The organism is Flavobacterium sp., assembly GCF_047602195.1.
Taxonomy (GTDB): Bacteria; Bacteroidota; Bacteroidia; order Flavobacteriales; family Flavobacteriaceae; genus Flavobacterium.
Window position 1 is genome coordinate 602,031 of record NZ_JASGHW010000003.1, and the last position, 22,739, is coordinate 624,769.

21 protein-coding genes and 1 pseudogene are annotated in these 22,739 nt (G+C 48.1%); 10 read left to right on the top strand and 12 right to left on the bottom strand.

Annotated features, from left to right (window positions below):
- Window positions 1–6: 6 nt before the first annotated feature.
- Together QM717_RS06135 and yajC are read left to right on the top strand one after the other, a co-directional pair.
- On the top strand, window positions 7–558 hold the full coding sequence (locus QM717_RS06135; protein WP_415035865.1) for a DUF1573 domain-containing protein: 552 nt from the start codon (window positions 7–9) through the stop codon (window positions 556–558).
- Window positions 559–560: 2 nt separating this feature from the next.
- Entirely contained in the window at window positions 561–851 is a 291-nt protein-coding gene (yajC, locus tag QM717_RS06140) for a preprotein translocase subunit YajC (protein WP_415035867.1), read from the top strand.
- 85 nt (window positions 852–936) lie between these two features.
- Here the strand turns inward: yajC and QM717_RS06145 are convergent, their stop codons facing one another.
- Complete coding sequence (locus QM717_RS06145; RefSeq protein WP_415035869.1) at window positions 937–1,518, bottom strand: YdeI/OmpD-associated family protein; 582 nt, start codon at window positions 1,516–1,518, stop codon at window positions 937–939.
- Window positions 1,519–1,581: 63 nt separating this feature from the next.
- Entirely contained in the window at window positions 1,582–2,862 is a 1,281-nt protein-coding gene (gene pepT, locus QM717_RS06150) for a peptidase T (protein WP_415035871.1), read from the bottom strand.
- 274 nt (window positions 2,863–3,136) lie between these two features.
- On the opposite strand from pepT, the gene QM717_RS06155 reads away from it, so the two are divergent.
- Entirely contained in the window at window positions 3,137–4,159 is a 1,023-nt protein-coding gene (locus tag QM717_RS06155; protein ID WP_415035873.1) for a quinone-dependent dihydroorotate dehydrogenase, read from the top strand.
- A gap of 30 nt (window positions 4,160–4,189) precedes the next feature.
- The gene (locus QM717_RS06160; protein WP_415035875.1) at window positions 4,190–5,053 is read left to right on the top strand and encodes a hydroxymethylglutaryl-CoA lyase; all 864 of its coding nucleotides are present in this window, start codon (window positions 4,190–4,192) and stop codon (window positions 5,051–5,053) included.
- Between the two features lie 17 nt (window positions 5,054–5,070).
- Here QM717_RS06160 and QM717_RS06165 read toward each other — a convergent pair whose 3' ends face one another.
- Window positions 5,071–5,430 carry a winged helix-turn-helix transcriptional regulator gene (locus QM717_RS06165; RefSeq protein WP_415035877.1) on the bottom strand — a complete coding sequence of 120 codons (360 nt, stop codon included), beginning with the start codon at window positions 5,428–5,430 and terminating at the stop codon, window positions 5,071–5,073.
- Between the two features lie 127 nt (window positions 5,431–5,557).
- On the opposite strand from QM717_RS06165, the gene QM717_RS06170 reads away from it, so the two are divergent.
- Window positions 5,558–6,349 carry an SDR family oxidoreductase gene (locus QM717_RS06170; protein WP_415035879.1) on the top strand — a complete coding sequence of 264 codons (792 nt, stop codon included), beginning with the start codon at window positions 5,558–5,560 and terminating at the stop codon, window positions 6,347–6,349.
- Between the two features lie 19 nt (window positions 6,350–6,368).
- Entirely contained in the window at window positions 6,369–6,683 is a 315-nt protein-coding gene (locus QM717_RS06175) for a nuclear transport factor 2 family protein (RefSeq protein ID WP_415035881.1), read from the top strand.
- Between the two features lie 27 nt (window positions 6,684–6,710).
- Here the strand turns inward: QM717_RS06175 and QM717_RS06180 are convergent, their stop codons facing one another.
- Together QM717_RS06180 and QM717_RS06185 are read right to left on the bottom strand one after the other, a co-directional pair.
- Entirely contained in the window at window positions 6,711–7,802 is a 1,092-nt protein-coding gene (locus QM717_RS06180) for an MBL fold metallo-hydrolase (RefSeq protein ID WP_415035883.1), read from the bottom strand.
- 70 nt (window positions 7,803–7,872) lie between these two features.
- Window positions 7,873–8,436, bottom strand: a complete 564-nt coding sequence (locus QM717_RS06185; RefSeq protein ID WP_415035885.1) for a TetR/AcrR family transcriptional regulator — start codon at window positions 8,434–8,436, stop codon at window positions 7,873–7,875.
- Window positions 8,437–8,590: 154 nt separating this feature from the next.
- Between QM717_RS06185 and guaB the strand changes: the two genes are divergently transcribed.
- Both guaB and QM717_RS06195 read left to right on the top strand, forming a co-directional pair.
- On the top strand, window positions 8,591–10,063 hold the full coding sequence (gene guaB, locus QM717_RS06190) for an IMP dehydrogenase (RefSeq protein WP_415035887.1): 1,473 nt from the start codon (window positions 8,591–8,593) through the stop codon (window positions 10,061–10,063).
- Window positions 10,064–10,180: 117 nt separating this feature from the next.
- Window positions 10,181–10,618: a DoxX family membrane protein gene (locus QM717_RS06195; protein WP_415035889.1), complete on the top strand. Its 438-nt coding sequence runs from the start codon at window positions 10,181–10,183 to the stop codon at window positions 10,616–10,618.
- A 1-nt stretch (window position 10,619) separates the two neighbouring features.
- On the opposite strand, the gene QM717_RS06200 is transcribed toward QM717_RS06195, so the two are convergent.
- The 3 genes from QM717_RS06200 to QM717_RS06210 all read right to left on the bottom strand — a co-directional run bounded on the left by QM717_RS06200 (window position 10,620) and on the right by QM717_RS06210 (window position 15,108).
- A complete protein-coding gene (locus QM717_RS06200) occupies window positions 10,620–12,851 on the bottom strand; it encodes a cation:proton antiporter (protein ID WP_415035891.1) in 2,232 nt (743 codons plus the stop codon).
- Window positions 12,852–12,968: 117 nt separating this feature from the next.
- The gene (gene purB / locus QM717_RS06205; RefSeq protein WP_415035893.1) at window positions 12,969–14,321 is read right to left on the bottom strand and encodes an adenylosuccinate lyase; all 1,353 of its coding nucleotides are present in this window, start codon (window positions 14,319–14,321) and stop codon (window positions 12,969–12,971) included.
- A gap of 97 nt (window positions 14,322–14,418) precedes the next feature.
- Complete coding sequence (locus QM717_RS06210; RefSeq protein ID WP_415035895.1) at window positions 14,419–15,108, bottom strand: SIR2 family NAD-dependent protein deacylase; 690 nt, start codon at window positions 15,106–15,108, stop codon at window positions 14,419–14,421.
- A gap of 97 nt (window positions 15,109–15,205) precedes the next feature.
- On the opposite strand from QM717_RS06210, the gene QM717_RS06215 reads away from it, so the two are divergent.
- Window positions 15,206–15,859 carry a TrmH family RNA methyltransferase gene (locus QM717_RS06215; RefSeq protein WP_415035897.1) on the top strand — a complete coding sequence of 218 codons (654 nt, stop codon included), beginning with the start codon at window positions 15,206–15,208 and terminating at the stop codon, window positions 15,857–15,859.
- Window positions 15,860–15,933: 74 nt separating this feature from the next.
- Here QM717_RS06215 and QM717_RS06220 read toward each other — a convergent pair whose 3' ends face one another.
- The 4 genes and pseudogenes from QM717_RS06220 to QM717_RS06235 form a co-directional block, all read right to left on the bottom strand.
- Entirely contained in the window at window positions 15,934–16,695 is a 762-nt protein-coding gene (locus tag QM717_RS06220) for a carboxypeptidase-like regulatory domain-containing protein (RefSeq protein WP_415035899.1), read from the bottom strand.
- 80 nt (window positions 16,696–16,775) lie between these two features.
- Window positions 16,776–18,637: pseudogene (locus tag QM717_RS06225) on the bottom strand (DEAD/DEAH box helicase).
- Between the two features lie 172 nt (window positions 18,638–18,809).
- Window positions 18,810–19,391: a non-canonical purine NTP diphosphatase gene (locus tag QM717_RS06230; RefSeq protein WP_415035901.1), complete on the bottom strand. Its 582-nt coding sequence runs from the start codon at window positions 19,389–19,391 to the stop codon at window positions 18,810–18,812.
- 232 nt (window positions 19,392–19,623) lie between these two features.
- The gene (locus tag QM717_RS06235; RefSeq protein WP_415035903.1) at window positions 19,624–20,388 is read right to left on the bottom strand and encodes an enhanced serine sensitivity protein SseB C-terminal domain-containing protein; all 765 of its coding nucleotides are present in this window, start codon (window positions 20,386–20,388) and stop codon (window positions 19,624–19,626) included.
- A 71-nt stretch (window positions 20,389–20,459) separates the two neighbouring features.
- On the opposite strand from QM717_RS06235, the gene QM717_RS06240 reads away from it, so the two are divergent.
- On the top strand, window positions 20,460–22,733 hold the full coding sequence (locus QM717_RS06240; protein ID WP_415035905.1) for a GH92 family glycosyl hydrolase: 2,274 nt from the start codon (window positions 20,460–20,462) through the stop codon (window positions 22,731–22,733).
- Window positions 22,734–22,739: the final 6 nt, after the last annotated feature.

A 22,739-nucleotide genomic window follows, 5' to 3' on the forward strand; every position in this document is an offset into this window, starting at 1 on the left:
AATCACATGAAGAAAATAGTTTTGTTCAGCCTAATGGGGACACTGGCCCTGACGGTGTCCTGTAAGAAAACCGAGGAATTGTCGAACAGCGATCCATCGAGCGGAGGCGCCGATGCCGTACTTCCGGTACCGCGCCAACAGGCCGCTGCGCCACAGCAACCCGAAGAAGATCCGGGAATGGTCACCATCGGGGCGACCGCGCCGATGCCCGAAACCAAAACCGAGAAACCGGCCAACGGGAAATATGCGATTTTGACTTTCGACAAAAAGGAGCACAATTTCGGTACGATCAAGCAAGGCGATGTGGTGACGTACACCTTCAAGTTCAAGAATACGGGCGGTTCCGATTTGATCATCTCGAACGCCGTCGGTTCTTGCGGCTGTACGGTTCCCGAATATCCAAAAACGCCGATCAAACCGGGTGAATCGGCCGATATGAAAGTATCGTTCAATTCGGCGGGCAAATTCGGCAACCAACAAAAAACGGTAACCGTCGCGGCCAACACCGAAAGCGGCAAGGAAACCTTGACCATTAAAGCAAATATCATTTCAAAATAATTATGGGAAATAGCACACTGATACTCCAAATCGGATTGATCATCGTGGTCATGTTTGTATTCATGATCATGCCGGCACAGAAAAGGGCCAAACAGGAAAAGGAATTCGAAGCGCAGCTTAAAGTTGGCGACCGCGTCATCACCAAAGGCGGATTGCACGGCAAGCTTGTAGAACTCGGCGAAACGACGATTGTCATCGAAACGATGTCGGGCAAACTCAAGATGGAACGCTCGTCGATCTCTCGCGAAATGACGCTTGCGCTCAACAAGAAAGAAGAAAAGAAAGACAAATAAAAAAAAGCCTCCAATTTTAGGAAGCTTTCTAATTTTTATTGGCCACGAATTCACGAATTTAATTTGTGAATCGTGGCTAAACTTTTTATCGGTATTTGTCGTTGAGTCCGATGCCGTCCTTGATCATCGGCAGGATTTTTTCAATGCGCGTGCGTTTGGTTTTTTCCTGTTTCGCTTCCGAAATGTATTCCGAGAATTCACGTTGTTTGAAAGGCGTAAATTCAAAAAACCGACTTTCGAGTTTTGCTTCCTTGAGCGCCAAAATCAAAATTTCGGGCACTTCAAAATTCTTCGATTTGGCTTCGGGCTTGATCGATTTTCCCGCTTTTTCGTTCGTGATCGCCTCGTTGACGTAAAGTAAAATTGCCTTTTCATCAATCTCATCGATCGAGGAAAAACGCCATTGGCGCAGCGATTTGGTCACGCCTTCATTGGCATTGACGAGCACTTTTTTCGGATCGGTCAGGAACACGCCGTTGAAAAACCACAAGGTAAAAAAGTTCTTGAAGCCGCCGATCCCGAGTACATTCTTATTGCCAACTGTATAGACGATGCCACCCCATTTGACGGTTTCCACCAGTTCGGTTTGGGCAACGATGTCTTTGAGCATTTCGATTTCCTTTTCCCAGAGATCATTGCTGTTCCAATTTTTCTTCTCTTTTTCCATGATCATACGGTTTTAGAAAGTCTTGGCTCTTGGTTCTAACAACGCAGCGGTCTTTGCTCCAAATTATTTCTTTTTTTTCTTCTTTTCCGCAACCGGTTTCGAAAAATCGGTCGTCGCGGTCAATTCGGCGATACGCACGATCACGTCTACGGCTTTCTGGATGCTTTCCACCGGAACGTATTCGTATTTGCCGTGGAAGTTGTGTCCGCCCGCAAAAATATTCGGACACGGCAATCCCATGTACGACAGACGACAGCCGTCCGTTCCGCCGCGGATCGGTTTAATCAAAGGTTTGATGCCCAAATCTTTCATCGCTTTTTCGGCCAGATCGACGATGTACATCACGGGCTCGACCTTTTCCTTCATGTTGTAATATTGGTCCTTGACTTCTGCAATTGCGATGTCTTCGCCAAATTGTTCGGCGTATTGCTTGTTGATTTTCTTGACGATTTTGTGGATGCGTTTCTTGCGCTTCTCGAACAATTTCATGTCGTGGTCGCGGATGATCAACTCGACTTTCGATTCCTCGATGCTGCCCGACAATCCCACGACGTGGAAAAATCCTTCATAGCCTTTGGTTTCCTGTGGCGTTTCGCCCTTCGGCAATTTGTTCAGGAACTGCTGCGCGATCAACATCGAATTGATCATCTTGCCTTTGGCATAACCCGGATGCACGCTTTTCCCTTTGAAGGTAATCTTCGCGCCGGCCGCATTGAAGTTCTCATATTCGAGTTCGCCCACTTGACTGCCATCCATTGTGTAGGCCCAGTCCGCGCCAAATTGTTCGACATCGAACAAATCCGCGCCACGTCCGATTTCCTCATCGGGCGTAAATCCTACGCGAATCTTTCCGTGCTTGATCTGCGGATTTTTGACGAGGTATTCCATCGCCGAAACGATTTCGGTGAGTCCCGCTTTATCGTCCGCGCCGAGCAAAGTCGTTCCGTCGGTCACGATCAACGTCTGGCCTTTGTACAACAATAAATCCTTGAAATAAGAAGGCGACAAAACGATGTTCTGCTTTTCATTGAGCACAATGTCGCCGCCGTCGTAATTCGGGACGACGCGCGGTTTGACGTTCGCCCCGGTGAAATCAGGCGAAGTATCGTAATGCGAGACAAATCCGATCGTCGGAACATTTCCTTCCACATTCGATGGCAGCGTGCCCATCACGTAACCGTTTTGGTCGATGGTCACTTCGGTCAGGCCAATGGTCTTGAGTTCTTCGGCCAGTTTGTTGGCCAGCACGAGTTGTTTTTTGGTGCTCGGCGTGGTATTGGAATTCGCATCCGATTCGGTGTCGATCGTCACGTAGGAAATAAAGCGGTCAATGAGGTGTTGCATGATTTTAAATTTTGAGACACAAATATAAGTTGATTTTACCGCAAAGTTTGCAAAGGATTTCGCAAAGTTGGGAAGGTTTTTTAGGAGCTTGTTCCCGCTTTTCGCAGTAGTGCTGCGCAGCTACTTGCTGCAATCGGGGCTAGGGCTTCCCCTTCAATATTGGGAATTCGTTAATCGACATTCAATTTTTCGAACCGCAGAATGTCGATTAACGAATACCGAACTTTGAAGTTTGTGTGCAAAGAATTACTTTTGCACCAACAACACAACAACCATGTACAAACTCCTCATTCGTCCCATCTTCTTCTGGTTCGACCCCGAAGAAATCCATTACTTTACATTTTCATTGATTCGGAATTTGTCTAAAATCCCAGGATTTTCGGCCTTGTTTCGCTCGCTGTATGAAGTCAAAGACCAACGATTGGAACGCGAGGTTTTCGGCTTGAAATTCAAGAACCCGGTCGGGCTCGCCGCGGGTTTCGACAAAGATGCCAAACTGTACCAGGAATTGTCTGATTTCGGTTTCGGGTTTATCGAAATTGGCACGCTGACGCCCAAGCCACAGGATGGCAATCCGAAGAAAAGACTGTTCCGTTTGCGCGAAGATTCGGCCATCATCAATCGAATGGGTTTCAACAATGGCGGCGTTGATGCAGCGGTCGAGCGTTTGAAGAAAAACAAAAATGTATTGATCGGCGGCAACATCGGCAAGAACAAAGTCACGCCTAACGAAGAAGCGGTTTCCGATTATGAAATCTGTTTCGAGGCGTTGTACGAGCACGTCGATTATTTTGTGGTCAATGTGAGTTCACCCAATACGCCAAACTTACGCGAACTCCAGGACAAAGAACCGCTCACGAATTTGCTGCAAACATTACAGAATAAAAACGCCGCAAAACCCAAACAAAAACCGATTCTTTTAAAAATCGCGCCCGACTTGACCGATTCGCAATTGCTCGACATCATCGACATCGTCAACGAAACCAAAATCGCGGGCGTCATCGCCACCAATACGACCATTTCACGCGACGGTCTGCAATCCGAAAATAAAGCCGAAATGGGCGGATTATCCGGAAAACCACTCACGAAACGTTCGACCGAAGTAATCCGTTTCCTGTCCGAAAAAAGCAATCAATCGTTCCCGATCATTGGTGTAGGCGGCATCCATACGGCTGAGGATGCGATCGAAAAATTGAAGGCGGGCGCGAGTCTCGTTCAACTGTATACGGGCTTTATCTACGAAGGGCCGGCACTGGTTCGCGACATCAACAAAAAGTTGCTGAAAACGATTTCGTAAAAACCAATACTTTCTTATATTTGGCGTTCTATGGAGCCAATCAAAATCATCGAATGTCCGCGCGACGCCATGCAGGGCATCAAGCCTTTCATCCCGACCGACCGCAAGATTACCTACATCCAATCGCTGTTGCGCGTGGGTTTTGACACAATCGATTTTGGCAGTTTCGTTTCCCCGAAAGCGATTCCGCAGATGCAGGACACGGCTGAAGTTTTGGCCGGGCTCGACTTGTCAAAAACGACGAGTAAATTGCTCGCGATCATTGCTAATACGCAGGGTGCGGTTTCGGCTTCGCAGTACAAGGAAATCCAATACCTCGGGTTTCCGTTCTCGATTTCAGAAAACTTCCAGATGCGCAACACGCACAAAACGATTGCGGAATCTTTGGTGACCTTGCAGGAAATCCTCGATATTGCTAACAATTCCAATAAGGAAGTCGTGGCCTATTTGTCGATGGGATTCGGCAATCCGTATGGCGATCCATGGAATGTGGAAATCGTAGGCGAATGGACCGAAAAATTGGCTTCGATGGGCGTCAAGATCTTGTCGCTTTCCGATACGATCGGCAGTTCGACGCCCGATGTGATTACGTATTTGTTTTCGAACCTGATTCCGAAATATCCCAACATCGAATTCGGTGCGCATCTGCATACGACGCCCGACAAATGGCACGAGAAAATCGATGCGGCCTACAAAGCCGGTTGCCGCAGGTTCGACGGTGCGATCCAAGGTTTTGGCGGTTGCCCGATGGCCAAGGATGATTTGACCGGAAATATGCCGACCGAAAGATTGCTGTCGTATTTCACCGCACAAAAAGAATCGACTTCCACGAGCCCGATGAGTTTCGAAAGTGCTTACAATGAGGCTTCGAAATTATTTGGGGAATTTCATTGATGAGAAAAAATACTACTTTAGGGCGTCAAGCGTTTTAAAATAACCGAACGCAGCTTTTCTTGGTTGTCATCGCCCCAATTTCCCAAAACCGAAATCACGGGAATTAAAGTCTTTCCGAATTCAGTCAGGCTGTACTCCACTTTTGGCGGTACAACGGCATAGACTTTTCGTTTGATTAGGTCGTGTTCTTCCAGCTCTTTCAATTGAATATTCAAAACCCTTCGCGAGGCATCGGGGATTTTTCGTTGCAATTCGCTGGGGCGTTGGTGGCCTTGGTTGATGAACCACAGCAGGCGGATTTTCCATTTTCCATAGAGCACTTCGCCAATCAAATCCAATCCGCAATTCAGGTTCGGTAAAATCTTTCTTTCATACATAAAAGCAAATTTAGGGCTATGTTCCAAATTGCGCAATAGGGGAAAAATTTAGCCCTATGCAATTCGTATTTCCGTACTTGTGAGAAGCGTACATATGCTTCAACTTTGCCTAAAATAATTTGAACAAATGGAACAATTTAATTTCAACAATGAGTTATCGGGTAAGATTGCCTTGGTAACCGGAGGTACAAAAGGGGCAGGGAAAGCGATTGCAGAACGACTCATTCAAGCTGGTGCTACAGTCATCGTTACCGCCCGAAACGCACCGGAAGAACAAAACAGCAAACTGCATTTCATTCCTTCCGATTTGAGCAAGGCAGATGAGGCACAAAAAGTAGTCAGTGAAGTACTATCGACGCATGGAAGACTAGACATTCTGGTAAACAACCTGGGTTCTTCAGTAACGCCTGCCGGTGGTTTTGTCGCATTAACCGATCAAGATTGGGAATCGACCTTGCAAGCCAATCTGCTGGCCCCGGTTCGTTTAGACCGCGGATTTTTACCGCAGATGATTGCGCAAAAAAGCGGGGTTATCATTCACATCGCTTCCATCCAAGGCAAATTGCCGCTGTACGATTCTACTTTACCCTATGCTGCTGCCAAAGCGGCATTGATCAATTACAGCAAAAGTTTGTCCAATGAAGTGACGCCAAAAGGGGTTCGCGTGCTGACTGTTTCACCAGGATGGATCAATACAACCGCATCGGAAGCTTGGTTGGGTGAGATTGCAAGAAATGCAAACAGTACTGTAGAAGAAGCCCAGCAAAGTGTGATGGATGCATTGGGCGGAATACCTTACGGCAGGCCCGCCGACCCGAAAGAAGTGGCCGAATTCGTTGGTTTTTTGGTATCGCCAAGGGCCAATTATTTAACGGGGACCAATTATGTAATAGATGGCGGTACCGTGCCAACCATTTAATAATCTTAAAAAATATACAATGGACTTACCGAAAGTAGTAGCAGCATTAGTACAAACACAAAACAACTTTGACAGCGTCGCCTATGCCAATTGTTTTACCGAAACCGCCGTGGTTTTTGACGAAGGCAAAACGCACAACGGACGAAAGGAAATAGAAAATTGGATCGAAAAAGCAAACAAGGCATATCAGGCAACGATGAAACCGCTTGGATATTCAGAGACCGAACAGACATTGACAACAGAAGTCTCAGGAAACTTTCCCGGAAGTCCGATCACAATGACGTATCATTATGAATTCGAGGATGGATTAATCCAATCGCTCAAAATTGTCTGATAAAAGTTGGTGGAAACAGTGCATGGTTTACTGCAAGACTTTCCACCAACCTTCGTAGATTTTAGTCGAATTAAGGTTGACTTTTTCCCCGATCATCGGCGTCACCAATGGCAGGTTTTCGGCTTTGGCGAATTCAGCCACCTTCGAAATCGATTCGTCCCAGGCATGGTTGGCCAGCGAAAACTTCCCCCAATGCACCGGCATCAGCGCCTTTGCCTTTAAATCTTTGGCCGCCGGGACAATTTCATTGGGTAAAGTATGGATGTACTTCCAGGCTTCGTCGTATTGTCCGCATTCGAGGATCGCCAAGTCAAACGGACCGAATTTTTCGCCGGTTTGGGCAAAATGGGTATCGTAACCCGAATCACCACCGATGTAGATGTTTTTGGTAGGGGTTTTAAAGGCAAATGCCGTCCACAGCGCTTTATTTCTGGAGAAACCACGGCCCGAGAAATGGCGTGTCGGCACCAGGTTGACTTCAAAACCGTCACCCAAATCGACTTTTTCGTACCAATCTTTCTCGATGATTTGCGACTGTGGAAACCCCCAACGCTCGAAATGTTCGCCCGTGCCCAAGCCGGTAATGATCCGTTTGATTTTGGATTTCAATGCGACAACCGTTTCATAATCAAGATGGTCGTAGTGGTCGTGCGAAATGAACAAATAATCAATTTCTGGGAAATCGTCGGGAGTGTAAACGTCGCTTCCGGTGTAACTGCGCGTCGTCATTTTAATCGGTGAGGCCGCACCGCTGAGCACCGGATCGACGAGGATTTTCTTTCCGTCAATCTGCATGAAATAGGAGGAATGCCCGAACCAAACGAGTACGTCTTCCCAAGGGTTCAGGTGCAGCAAATTGGTTTTTTGCGAAGGCAGGCTGTCGATGGGCTTGTTGCGTTCTTTCTTTTCGAACAGGAATTTTTTCATCACCGAATACAGGCTATGGCCTTCTGCCAAGCTTGGCGTCGGGCTCAAATTCTGGAAACTGCCGTCTTTGTAGTGCGGTGATTTTTGGATCCGTTCGAGCCGCTCACCCGATGGTTGACGACCAAATACAGGTTGAAGCATGAATAAATAAACGATAAGCGTCAACGATGCGATTGCGATTAAAAAATACATGGTAATGCGTTTTAGGATTTGAAAGATTGTATATATTGATTGACTAATCACTCTATTTGATTTAAAAAAATTAAGAAAGCATGTCCCATAGCAAATCGAAGGTCTCCGAAATCACTTCTTTTTGTTTGGTCTGGCTCAAATTGGCTTTGCGTAAATACTGGTTGATGCCGTTGAGGTGGCTGCTGATCATCGTGAAAATATAATCGACAGGTAGATTTTTAATGATTTTGGCATCGATGGCCTCTTGGATTTCGATGCAGGTTTTCTCAAGCTGCTTTTGCAAAACCTCCGATTGCATTTGCGAAGCGAAAGGTGAGGCGTAAAACTGTTGCAAATACTGGAACTCATCCGGATGGTCGAGCGCCCAATGCAAGGCATAGACAAAATAATTCCTAAAACGGATTTTGAAATCACCTTCGGTATCGGTCTGGCTTTCCACAAAAGCCGCCATTTCCAATTTAATCGAAATATACAGCGACACGATCAAATCGTCCTTGGTCGGATAATAATGAAACAACGTCCCGTTGGCCACGCCGGCTTCCTTGGCAATCTTGCTCGTGGGCGTGCCGTGGAAACCGTTTTCGACAAACAGTTTGAGTGCTGCGGAAAGGAGTTCTTTTTGCTTATCCATCATTTAGATTGACTAATCAGTCAGCAAAGGTAAACTGTTTTTTGGACCCGCAAAACGGTTCGCATTTTTTTAACTTAAATTTCTGATGGCCGATTGGTTTCATGCGTCGTTAATTTTCATTATATTTGCACGCAATTTAACTACAACACCTTTTGTAATGATTGCACACAACTCCAAGATTATAGGCGAAGGTTTAACATACGACGACGTGCTGCTCGTCCCAAACTATTCCAACGTACTTCCACGCGAAGTCAGCATCCAATCTAAATTCTCCAAAAACATCACGCTCAATGTGCCGATTGTCTCTGCGGCCATGGATACCGTAACCGAAAGCGCCATGGCGATTGCGATGGCCCAGGAAGGCGGCATCGGCGTGTTGCACAAGAACATGACGATCGATCAACAGGCGGCCAAGGTCAGGAAAGTCAAGCGTGCCGAATCGGGCATGATCATCGATCCGGTGACCCTGCCGATGACGGCGACCGTAGCCGATGCGAAAAGCGTGATGAAAGAATTCGGCATCGGCGGCATCCCGATTGTAGACGAAAATAAGAAGCTCAAGGGGATCGTGACCAACCGCGATTTGCGTTTCGAAAAGAACAACACCCGCCCAATCGTCGAAGTCATGACCGGCGCCAACCTCGTGACTGTAGCCGAAGGCACTTCGCTCCAAGAAGCCGAAGTCATTTTGCAGGGCAATAAAATCGAAAAACTGCCCGTCGTCAATTCAGATAATGTTTTGGTCGGGCTCATCACTTTCCGCGACATCACCAAACTGACCCAAAAACCCATTGCCAACAAGGACGTATTCGGACGTTTGCGCGTGGCGGCTGCGATTGGCGTAACGCATGATGCGGTCAAAAGGGCAGAAGCCTTGGTCAATGCCGGGGTTGATGCGATCATCATCGATACAGCCCACGGCCATACCGAAGGCGTGGTCAATGTCCTCAAAGAAGTCAAGTCAAAATTTTCTAAAATCGACGTCATCGTCGGAAATATTGCCACCGCTGAAGCGGCAAAATACCTTGTCGAAAATGGCGCCGATGGTGTCAAAGTCGGAATCGGTCCGGGTTCCATCTGCACCACACGTGTCGTAGCCGGTGTAGGTTTCCCGCAATTTTCGGCCGTACTCGAAGTAGCCGCTGCGATCAAAGGCACCGGAATCCCGGTCATCGCCGATGGTGGAATCCGTTACACGGGCGACATCCCGAAAGCCATCGCTGCCGGAGCCGACTGTGTCATGATGGGCTCGTTGCTCGCCGGAACCAAAGAATCGCCGGGTGAAACGATCATTTTCGAAGGCAGGAAATTCAAATCCTACCGCGGCATGGGTTCGGTAGAAGCGATGCAGGAAGGTTCGAAAGACCGCTATTTCCAGGATGTCGAAGACGACATCAAAAAGCTTGTTCCCGAAGGAATCGTGGGCCGCGTACCATACAAAGGCGAACTCAACGAAAGCATGCAACAGTTCATCGGCGGATTGCGTGCCGGAATGGGCTATTGCGGAGCCAAAGACATCCCGACCTTACAGGAAAACGGCAGGTTTGTCCGTATCACCTCGAGCGGCATCACCGAAAGCCATCCGCACAATGTGACCATTACCAAGGAAGCACCGAATTACTCGCGTTAATCTTTAAAAAAAATGAAATAACAAGCAGTCTTTCGGGGCTGCTTTTTTTGTTTTCTTGAACTACTTCAAGTTTTTTGTTGGTTTTTCACTCGAAATTTGAGCAACAAATTTTTCATCATGAAATCAAATACTTTACAACTGGCGCAATTGTTTTTGCGTATCGCGCTTTCGGTTTCGTTTCTTTCGGCGGTGGCCGACCGTTTCGGTTTCTGGGGAAATCCCGGAAGTCCGAATGTCGTCTGGGGAAATTGGCAAAATTTTCTCGATTATTCGAACCAGGTCAACAGTTTTATTCCTGCCGCATTAGCCGAACCATTGGCAATTGCCGCGACAATATTGGAAATAGTTTTGCCTGTTTTTTTGCTGTTTGGATACAAAACCAAGATGGCGGCATGGATTTCCGGTTGTTTATTGTCCGGATTCGGTTTGGCGATGACCATCAGTTTTGGCGTCAAGTCACCGCTCGATTATTCGGTTTTTACCGCTGCGGCCGCGGCCTTTGTATTGGCTGGAATCGACCGTTATGCGTACAGCCTCGATGAAAGATTGCCGTAATTTATTTGGTGTTCAAATTCGTCAGTAGTTTCTTCTCGCCCACGATCCACAAAATATCGTAAGGCTCAAGCACCAAAAGCGAATCGGGATTGAGGATGCGTTTGCCGCCGCGTTCGATGCCCACGACCAATCCATTGGTTTTCTCGCGCAACTGCGATTCGCGGATGCTTTTCCCGATATAATCCTCATCGCGCAATTCGAATTGCTGCAATACGATTTCGGCTTCGGTTACATTTTCAGACGGCTCGATTTCGTTCTGGTCAAGGTATTTTTGGAACGCCAATACCTGGTCGTCGGTACCGATGACGCAGATCTCATCACCCGGGAACAGGCGTTCGTTTCGGTTCGGGATGTTGATCGAAACGTCGCCGCGCTTGATGAACGCAATGTTGATTCCCATCTTTTCGCGTAGCTTGAGCTCCTTCAAGGTTTTGCCCGCGATGTTCGATTCCTTGGCGATGTCAAAAATCGTCATGTGGCCTTCCCAAGGCGTCAGGTCGCTGCGCTGGCTCTTGCTCTTGAGGATTTCGCGCGCGTTGAAATTGCGCATGAAATGGGTCTCGATGCGGTGGTATTGTCGGTTGAGTTTCCGCGGAAACAACGCATACAGAATCACCGATACAAAGAAGGTAATGTAGGCCACTTCGGCCGAGAAGAAATTGTCGAGCAAAAATCCGAGGAAAAACAACGTCAACACAAATCGGAACAACACCATCATCACGATCGGGCCACGGTGCCTGCGCTCGACCATGAGCGCCTTGACCTGTTCGACGGCGACCCGGCGCAGCGACAATGCCCAAAGAAATGGCGACAATACGATGAGTGTGCCCAAAGCGGCCAGGATGTTCCCGAATTTCGAGCCCTCGGTCATCGGCAACACATAACGCGCCGACAGCAAAATAATCGCCGTAATGATCACCGAGTGGATGATGATTTGCAGAATGTACGCGCGAAGCACGATCTGCCAGTTGCTCGCGGTCTTGATCGCCTGCGCATTCGAACTGTATTTCTCGATGCGTTTGATCCATTTGCGCGGCAATTTCTGTTCGAGTTTTTCGGCAAAAGGCGTCGCAAATTTAATCAGGAACGGCGTCGTAAAAGTCGTCACAGCCGAAACCGCCACAACGATCGGATACAAAAAATCGCTCGTCACCTTGAGCGTCATGCCAAGCGTGGCGATGATGAACGAGAATTCCCCGATCTGCGCCAAACTCATCCCCGTTTGTACCGACTGTTTGAGCGGTTGGCCCGAAAGCAGCGCGCCAATCGTCGAGCTGATCGATTTTCCGAAGATCGTCACCAGCGTAATAATCGCCACCGGAATCGCGTATTCGACCAAGGTATCGAGGTTGATCAGCATCCCGACCGATACGAAGAACACCGCGCCGAACAAATCCTTGACAGGTTTGACCAAATGCTCGATGTGTTCGGCCTGGGTCGTCTCGGCGATGATCGAGCCCATGATGAAAGCCCCGAGCGCAGGCGAAAACCCTACATTCGATGCCAGGATCACCATCATCAGGCACAAGGCCAACGAGGTAATCAAGAGCATTTCGTCCGAGAGTAAATTTTTGGCTTTCTTGAGCAAAGTCGGGATGAAAAAGATCCCGCCCAAGAACCATAATGTCAAAAAGAAACACAATTTGAGCACCGATTCAATCAACTGGTAACCCGAAAATTGCTGGCTCACCGCAATGGTCGACAAGAGTACCATCATCACAATCGCGACGATGTCTTCCACAATGAGCGCCCCAAAAACGATGCCCGCGAATTTCTTGCCCTTGACGCCCAATTCATCGAAGGCGCGCAGGATGATCGTCGTCGACGAAATCGACAGGATTACGCCCAGGAAAATACTGTCCATCTTGGCCCAACCCATCCATTGGCCCACCCAAAACCCAATGAAAACCATCGAGACGATTTGCGTAATGGCCGTAATGGAAGCCGTTCCGCCCACTTTCATGAGCTTCTTGAAACTGAATTCGAGCCCAAGGCTGAACAAGAGGAATATCACGCCAATCTCGGCCCAAACCTCCACACTCTTGTGGTCCTGCACCGATGGGAAAAAATCGAAATGGTTGCCCGCGAGAAAGCCTGCAATGAGGTAACCCAAAACGAGCGGCTGCCTGATGGCCTTAAACAATAATACGGCGACGGCCGCGGTCATGAGAATCAGACCTAGGTCGCTAATCAGCGGATACAAATGGTGTGTTGCGGTTTCTGCGGGTGACATGGCTTGTATTTTTTGAGGAGCTGTTTGCTGCGCCAGTTCGCTGACGCTCGGGTCCCGCTTTCCGCAGTAGTGCTGCGCAGCTACTTTGCTTCAATCGGGGCTAAAAACGCTCCGGGGTTAAATAGAGATTCCAAGGTAATTCGATGGGGTGATGGCCAACAATTCCGTTTTGATTGCATCCGAAACCTCCAACGTTCCGATGAAATCATGGATGGCTTTTTTGTCGATCGTCGTGTTGGTACGCGTCAATCCCTTGAGTGCTTCGTACGGATTCGGGTAAGCTTCGCGGCGCAGGATCGTTTGGATCGCTTCGGCTACGACGGCCCAGTTCTTTTCAAGGTCTTCGGCGAATTTGTCGGCATTGAGCAGCAATTTGTTCAATCCTTTCAAGGTCGCTTCAAAACCAATCAGCGTATGCCCGATCGGTACACCAATATTTCTGAGAACCGTACTGTCGGTCAAATCGCGCTGCAATCTTGACACGGGCAATTTCGCGGCCAAATGTTCGAAAACTGCATTGGCAATGCCCAAATTCCCTTCCGAATTCTCAAAATCGATCGGGTTTACTTTATGCGGCATCGCAGACGAACCGATTTCCCCGGCCTTGATTTTCTGCTTGAAATAATCCATCGACACATACGTCCAGATGTCGCGGTCGAGGTCAATGATGATGGTGTTGATGCGTTTGAGCGCGTCGAAAAACGCGGCAAAATGGTCATAATGTTCAATCTGCGTCGTCGGAAACGAATGCTGCAATCCCAAAATGTCCTCGACGAAATGTTTCCCGAATTGTCTCCAGTCGGTTTGCGGATAAGCCACGAAATGCGCGTTGTAATTGCCCGTCGCACCACCAAATTTGGCCGCGAATGGAATGTTGAACAACAAGCGCATCTGTTCCTCGAGGCGTTCCACAAAAACCCCGATTTCCTTTCCGAGTCGGGTAGGGGAAGCGGGTTGGCCGTGGGTACGCGCAAGCATCGGCACATCTTTCCATTCGATGCTGAGTTCTTTTAATCGGGCGACCAATTCGACCAACAATTTGAGATACACTTCCTGGAAAGCGTCTTTGGTCGATAACGGAATCGCGGTATTGTTGATGTCCTGCGAGGTCAACCCAAAATGGATGAATTCCTTGTATTGCGACAACCCGAGTTGGTCGAATTTGTCCTTGATGAAATACTCGACGGCCTTGACATCGTGGTTCGTGGTTTTTTCGGTGTCTTTGATCCATTGCGCGTCTTGGGCGGAAAAATTCTCGTAAAGGGCGCGCATTGGTTTGAAAAGTGAAGCATCAACGCCTTGCAATTGCGGCAGCGGAATCTCGCAAAGCGCAATAAAATATTCGACTTCGACCAGTACGCGGTAGCGGATCAGCGCCTCCTCGGAGAAAAATTTGGAGAGCGAAACGGTCTTGTTGCGGTAGCGTCCGTCGATGGGGGAAATGGCGTTTAGTTCGGTCAGATTTTGCATGTTTGTGTGTTGTTTTCGGGATAAAAGCAAATATAGCCCTTACGATTTAAAAATGAAAACGATTCATTTCATTAAATCATAATTTTATCCTAAAACATCAGCTTTTGGCTAACAAGCGTTCTTTTAAAACCACCATTCCCGTCGAAGCCGGCTCCGAAATCACCTCAAGCGGATTGCGCAAATCGTAAATGATGGCTGGTTTGGGATCGATATAAAACACAGGCACATTCGGTTGGGCGTAATGCAACAATCCGGCCGCGGGATAAACCTGTAATGACGTTCCAACGACCGCAAAAAAGTCGGCCTGCTCGGCAAGATCGATGGCTTCTTCCAAAGCGGGAACGGCCTCGCCAAACCACACGATGTGCGGACGCAGTTGGTGGCCATTTTTGTCGGTGTCGCCGAGAACCAGATCGGTGGTCCAGTCGAGGATGTGGTGTTCATCGCGCGTGCTGCGCACCTTGAGCAGTTCGCCATGCAAGTGCAATACTTTGGTGCTTCCGGCGCGTTCGTGCAGATTATCGACGTTTTGCGTGACGATGTGCACGTCGAAATGGTTTTCGAGTTCGGCCAAAATGAAATGTCCGGCGTTGGGTTCGACATCGTGCAACTGGCGTCGGCGTTGGTTGTAGAATTCGAGCACGAGCGCGGGATTCTTGCGAAAACCTTCGGGCGTGGCGACTTCCTGTACGTCATGGCCTTCCCAAAGTCCATCGGAATCGCGGAAGGTTTTGATGCCGCTTTCGGCGGAAATGCCGGCGCCGGTAAGGACTACGAGTTTTTTCATTTCAGATTTTAGAATTTAGATTTCAGATTGAAAAACTTCGATAAATTTACAATTTCTAAAACAATCTAAAATCTGAAATCACAAATCTGAAATTCCCATGGTCGACCTCGATTACCTGCATTACCTCGAAAGCCAATTCCTGACCGAAAACCGCAAGGCCAAGTTTTTACAGATTTTGGCCCAACGCACCAACCATTTTACGGTGGCGATCGAAGACGTGTACCAATTGCACAATACCAGTGCGGTGATGCGCAGTTGTGAAGTTTTTGGCGTGCAGCAACTCAATGTGGTTGAGGAAAAATTCGGCAAGCGCATCGACAAGGAAATTGCGATGGGTGCGCAAAAGTGGGTCGATGTGAACCGCTTCGAGAGCATTTCTGATTGTATCGCGAGTGTCAAAAGCAAAGGCTATAAAATCATCGCGACGACACCGCACCACGACGATTGCTTGCTTGACGATTTTGATATTTCACAACGAAGTGCGTTGTTTTTCGGGACTGAACGCAACGGTTTGTCGGAAGAAGTCATTGCGCAGGCCGACGGATTCCTGAAAATCCCGATGGTGGGTTTTACCGAAAGCTTGAACATTTCGGTTTCGGCGGCGATCATCATCCAGAATTTGATGAACCGACTCCATAAATCTGAGATTCTTTGGCAGTTGTCGGAGGAGGAGATTTTGGAAAAACGCTTGGATTGGGCGCGGAATTCGATTAAGGACATTAAGCGGATTGAGGCGCGGTATTATTCTTAGAAACGCTTCGCTTTAGAAATGGCTGCGCCTTTGGATGGAAAATCTGAAAATCTGAGAATCCGATAATCTGAAAATCAATTCCTTTTCAACACCTTGTATTCCTCATAACACTGGCTGATTGCATCCAAAATCTGCAAATCGTTCGCGGTCCTGACAAACGCTTCGGAGTAGTTGCAGCGTTGCAAGATTTCTGGAATTTCGTTTTTCTCGATGCCCAATAAAACACAAACGGTTTCGCGGTCGTATTTCGATTCGAGCAAATTGCGGACGGTGTCGTCCTTGCGCAATTGTTTGAGTTTCTTGAGTTCCTTGGGTTTCTTGGAGAAGAAGTTGTAAAGCATGTCGGCGGGGTTGAAAATCGAGCCCAACACACGTCCGAACGCATTCGGCGAATATTCACCCGCTTCATAACCGGTGGACAATCCCGAAATGCTGTAGCGGTAATTTTCACGGATCGGGATCAGTTTCGAATCGACTTCGAGATAACCCGTGAGTTGATAAGGCATGATGTTGACTTCTTCGAGTGCAATCGCCTTTTCGGTGAGCTTGATTGCGGTGGTCTTGTTCTTGATCCAGTCGTTGGTCACGCGGATGCGGATCGACTGGAAACCAATCAGGGAAATGTGTAAGGTGTCGCCCGTCGTTACCTCGATTTCAAATCTTCCTTTCTCATCCGAAATGGTGCCGCGCACTTTGTTGAGGTTGATGATGTTGACATTGGAAAGCAGCGCCTGGGTGTCGTTGTTGGTGATGGTTCCCGATACGGTCTGCGACAGCTCTTGGGCCGAAACCAAAGTGGAAACCAAGACAAAAAAGAAGACTGCAAAATATCTCATGGCGCGTTTTGTTGGGCTAAAAGTAGTAAAACGCAGTAAGATATTTTGCAGTCTGTGATAAATTATAAGAAAATTAACGGTTAACCTTTTCTCGGACGTCTTGGCCTCGATTGGTCACCGAAGTTTTCCGAACGCCTCGGGGCTCTTTCCGAAAAGCTTTCGCTGCGTCTGGCTGGGCGATCCGAAGAAAAACCTTCGCTTCTTCTTTTGCCGCCAAAACCGCCCTCCTTGAAATCACGGTCTTTGCGGAATCCGCCTTCTTTCTTGAATCCGCCCTTGAAACCGCGGTCACGGTCGCCGTGGCGGTTGTTGTGGTCGCGTCGTCCGCCACCGTCGTTTTTCGAAATCTCGACATTGATGCGGCGTCCTTTCGAGCGTGATGTTGTTGAGCGTTTCCATGACCTTGTCGGTGTGCTCAGGATCGGTGTTGAAGAAAGAGAAACCTTCCTTGACATCGACCTTGTACACGTCTTCCTTGCCGAGTTCGAGTGTGTCGCGCAGGAAGTCTTTCAAAGACATCCAATCGAAATCGTCGCGCGAACCGATGTTGACGAAATAACGCACCGCGCTGCCGTTGAATTCCTTGAATTCGCGTTCGCCTTTTTCGCCTTTCGACGATTGGGCCGACAAATCGCGTGTCTTTTTGTAATAATTGATGAATCGGTTGAATTCGACCGATACCATTTTCTTGATGAGTTCTTCCTTGGACAAACCTTTCGAGCACGTTGTTGATTGCCGGCAAATAGTTGTCGATTTCGTGGTCAACTTCGGTGTCCTTGATTTTATTGGCCAAGTGCAACAACTGGATTTCGCAGATTTCAATTCCCGATGGGATTGTTTTCTCCTCGAATTGTTGCTTGATGATTTTCTCGATCGCGTGGATTTTGCGGATTTCACTCTTGGTTACGATCACAATCGAAGTTCCCAAACGTCCAGCGCGTCCGGTACGACCAGAACGGTGGTTGTAGGTTTCGATCTCATCGGGCAATTGGTAATTCACTACGTGTGTGATGTTGTCCACGTCAATTCCACGAGCGGCCACGTCGGTTGCCACGAGCATCTGGATCTGGCGTCCACGGAACGATTTCATCACCGAATCACGCTGTGCCTGCGACAAATCGCCATGTAAGGCCGCGGCGTTGTAGCCGTCCTCAATCAATTTTTCAGCTACGTGCTGGGTGTCTCTTTTCGTACGGCAAAATACCACCGAGAAAATGTCTGGGTTGGCATCGGCCAAACGTTTCAAGGCTTCGTAACGGTCACGCGCCTGTACGAGATAGAATTCGTGCGATACGGTAGCCGAACCCGAGTTTTTCGCCCCGACGGTGATTTCTTTCGGCGCTTCCATGAATTTCTTGGCGATACGCGCCACTTCGGCGGGCATCGTTGCCGAAAACAACCAGGTGTTTTTCTCATCCGGGGTATCCGACAAGATCGAAACGATGTCATCGTAGAAGCCCATGTTGAGCATTTCATCGGCTTCGTCCAAGATGCAATAATCGATCTGTGTAATGTTGACCAATCCGCGGTTGATCATGTCCTGCATCCTTCCCGGAGTAGCGACGATGATCTGCGCACCACGCTTGACTTCGCGGGCCTGTTCGTTGATGCTCGCGCCGCCATAAACGGCCACGACATTGATTCCTTTTTCGTATTTGGAATAATTGCGTAATTCGTTGGTAATCTGCAAACACAATTCGCGCGTCGGCGACAAGACGAGTGCTTGTGTGTTTCTGTTGCCCGCGTCGATTTTTTGGATCAGCGGAAAGCCGAAGGCGGCTGTTTTTCCGGTTCCGGTCTGCGCGAGTGCAACCAGGTCTGTGTCTTCTTCTAATAAGAGTGGAATCGCTTTTTCCTGTACTTCCGATGGATTCTCAAATCCGAGGTCCTTTACCGCCAGCAGTAGCGATTCATTCAGACCCAATTGTTCAAATTTATTCATATAGGTTTTAAAAATTTGGTGCAAAAGTACGGTGAATAAACCGTTAAACCTAATCGCTTTAGAAGATTTGGGATTTTATTATTAATTGAAAATCAATCGATTGCAAAATGTTGGTTTTGTACGCCGGATTTTGCATGTGAAAAAAACGGCTGGCAGAACCGTCTGAGGCTGATTATTTTGCGTCAGAAAGTAAGAATCCGATTAATTTTTGGACAGCAATACCACGATGACTAATTGCTGCTTTTTCTTCGAGCGACAGTTGGGCAAAAGTACGCTCGTGTCCTTGCGATTTAAAAACCGGGTCGTAACCAAAACCTTGGTCGCCAATTTTTTCGCGGATGATTTCGCCCTTGACGATTCCGGTAAACAAATGCTGCTGGCCTTTCAGGTTCAAGGCGATGACCGTTTTGAATTGCGCGCTGCGGTCGGATTTGTTTTCGAGCTCCGACAACAGTTTGGCCATATTGTCATCGGCATTTTTGTGCTCGCCCGCATAACGCGCCGAAATGACGCCGGGTGCGCCATTCAAGGCGGTAACTTCCAATCCCGTATCATCGGCAAAACAATCGTAGCCGTAATTTTGGGCGACGTAATCGGCTTTGAGGATTGCATTGCCTTCAATGGTATCGGCTGTTTCGGGAATGTCTTCGTGGCAACCGATGTCCCCGAGACTTAAAATTCGGATGCTTTCGGGAAGCATATTTTGGATTTCGAGGATTTTATTTTTGTTGTTGGAGGCGAAGACGAGTTGCATGGGTGGAATTGAAAGATTGAAAGATTAAAAAATTGTCGAAGTCCAATTAAAGTTTAACAAAAAGTACAGATTTTCTGTAACCAAGTGTTCCAACTATTCAGTAGGGAATACCTTCATTGCCCCCTTCCCTTATGAAGCGAAAATACATTTTTTAAACGTACGGCACTTACAGATAAACTGTATTTTAGAAAAAAATCAACTTATTGTATTCTTCTAAAAGCAAACGATTCGATCAGCGTTTGTAAAACGGTTCTGTACTTTCGAAATAATCATCAAGCGTGCCCACGCCAAAGCGCACAATATCGATTACTTCCTTTGGTTCGAGGTATTCTTCGGCGGTAAAACCGACTTCATCGAAAAGGGATTGAAAGTCGCCATTTACCTCAATCGAGAAAAGATAATGCGGCGGGTCGCTACTTTTTGGATTGTACAGCCAGCCGATATAAGCCTTGCTCACATTGGGTCTTTCGGCAAACAGTTTCTGCAGCGAGGCGATCAATGCATCAGGGTATTTGGCCGGTTGCCCGATCTGGACCTGGGTCTCTTTCTCGATGGTGATTTTCTTGGAGGTGCGCAGACCTCCGTCGAGCATCTGTTCGATTTCATGCGGCAACAAATCCTTTCCGCATTGCGAAAAAGGATTGATGACCAATGTCGCGCCTTTTGTCATCACAAACAAATCCGAAGCCTTGATCTGCACCATGTGCACTTCTTCCTTGATGACGTTTTGGTCGAAAATGCGGTCGTTCGAGGTAAATACCGGTAACCGACCGTCGTTTAAGCTCAAGATGTTGACCGTAGTATCAGCCTCGAGCGTGTGTTCGCCTTGCCGATCGGAACCTTCGGTGATGATGATGAGCTGTTCATTGGGCAGGCGTTTGGAAAATTCAGCCCGGAATGCGGGTTCGGTGGCGGCTTTTTGCAGCAACGCCTCGAGCGAAAGTGGTTCGGAAGGTTGCGTCTCGGGTTTCTTTTTGAAAAAATCGAAAAAACTCATGTGGTTGTTTTGTGCTAAGATATACAATTCAGAGCGATCAAAATGTTATCTTCGTGCTTTAAAATTTCCCGATGAGAAAAATTGCACTTTTCCTACTGTTTCCGCTGATTTCCGTTTCACAAAACCCGGTCAAATATGTCAAACCCATCATCGGTACCCAAAAAATGGGGCATACGTTTCCGGGAGCGACGGTGCCTTTCGGTGCGGTACAATTGAGCCCTGACACCGATACGATTCCGTACGAACGCAACGGCAAATACAACGGCGAAGTGTATAAATATTGCGCGGGTTACCAATATGACGACAAAACCATTGTTGGGTTCAGCCACACGCATTTCAGCGGGACCGGGCATTCCGATCTCGGGGATTTTCTTGTGATGCCGACCGTTGGTGCGTTACAGATGAATCCGGGTGTCGCAACTAATCCCAAAGGCGGCTTCCGTTCGGCATTTTCGCATGCGAATGAAACTGCCGAGGCAGGTTACTACAAAGTGCTGTTGGATGATGATAAAATATGGGCCGAAATGACAGCATCGCAACGCGTCGGCATGCACCAATATACTTTTCCAAAGTCGGAACAATCGCATATTATTCTCGATCTGATGAGCGGGATTTACAATTATTCGGATAAGAATGTCTGGACCTATGTGCGTGTGGTCAACGATACCTTGATCACGGGTTACCGGCAGACCAATGGTTGGGCGCGTACGCGTACGGTGTATTTTGCGATGTCCTTTTCGAAACCGTTTCGGTCTTATGGGCAAAAGAACTTCGATGCCAAGCAAACCTACCGCGGATTTTGGCGCAAGTTCAACCAAGATGATAATTTCCCGGAGATAGCCGGTAAGCAAATCCGCATGCATTTCGATTTTGCGACTTCCGAAAATGAAAAAATCAAGATCAAATTCGCCCTTTCGCCCGTGAGTCAGGACAATGCGCTCGAAAACATGCAAGCCGAAATTGCGCATTGGGATTTCGAAAAAGTCAAAAACGATGCCCAGGCTTCGTGGAACAAGGAACTTTCCAAAATCAACATCGACGCCTCCGAGGACGACAAGGTCAATTTTTACACCTCGATGTACCACACCTTCCTCGGCCCGACGATTTATACCGACATCAACGGCCAGTACAAAGGACTCGACCAGAATGTGCACCAGGCCAATGGATTCACCAATTACACAACCTTCTCGCTTTGGGACACCTACCGCGCACTGCATCCGTTCTTCAACCTCGTGCAGCCCAAACGCAACGCCGACATGGTACAGTCGATGCTCGCGCATTACGACCAAAGTGCCTTGAAGATGCTGCCGATCTGGTCGCACTATGCCAACGACAATTGGTGCATGAGCGGATACCACGCCGTTTCGGTGATTGCCGATGCCGCGGTCAAGGGCGTTTATACCGGCGATGCCAATAAGGCACTCGAAGCCTGCGTCGCTACGGCCAACAAACGCAATTATGAAGGTATCGGATCGTACATCGACAAAGGGTTTATTCCTGCCGAAAAGAGCGGGATTTCGGTTTCGAATACCTTGGAATACGCGTACGACGATTGGGCGATTGCGCAATTGGCGGACAAACTGGGGAAAAAAGACCTCGCTGCCCAGTTTTTGAAACGTTCCGAAAACTGGAAAAACCAGTTCAATCCGCAAACCGGATTCATGCAGGAACGGTTGGACAACGGCGATTTCAAACCCAAGGCCGATGTGATGAGCACGCACGGACAGGGCTTCATCGAAGGCAATTCATGGAATTACAGTTTCTTCGTACCGCAAAATCCTGCGGCTTTGGCTGATGCAATGGGCGGCAGGAAAAAATTCGGCGAACGACTCGACACCTTGTTCACGATGCACCTGCCCGACGCCTTTTTTGCCGAAACCGAAGACATCACGCGCGACGGCATCATCGGTGGTTATGTGCACGGCAATGAGCCCGCGCACCACGTCGCTTATCTGTACAACTGGAGCGATACGCCTTGGAAAACGCAGGCGCAAATCCGCAGGATCCTCAAAATGCAGTACAAAAATGCCCCCGATGGTTTGGGCGGCAACGATGATTGCGGTCAAATGAGCGCGTGGTATATTTTCTCGTCGCTTGGATTTTATCCCGTGGCACCGGGTTCGGATATGTATTCGCTCGGAAGCCCAGCGGTCAAAAATGCACAAATCCATTTGGAGAACGGCAAGACATTTTCGGTCGAAACGGTCAACCAAGGCGACAAGAATGTCTACGTCAAAAAGGTATTGCTCAATGGAAAACCCATTACCGATTTCACGATCAGGCACAGCGATATTGTCAATGGGGGAAAATTGGTGTTTTATCTGTCGGCTTCGCCTTCGCGTTAATTGGTC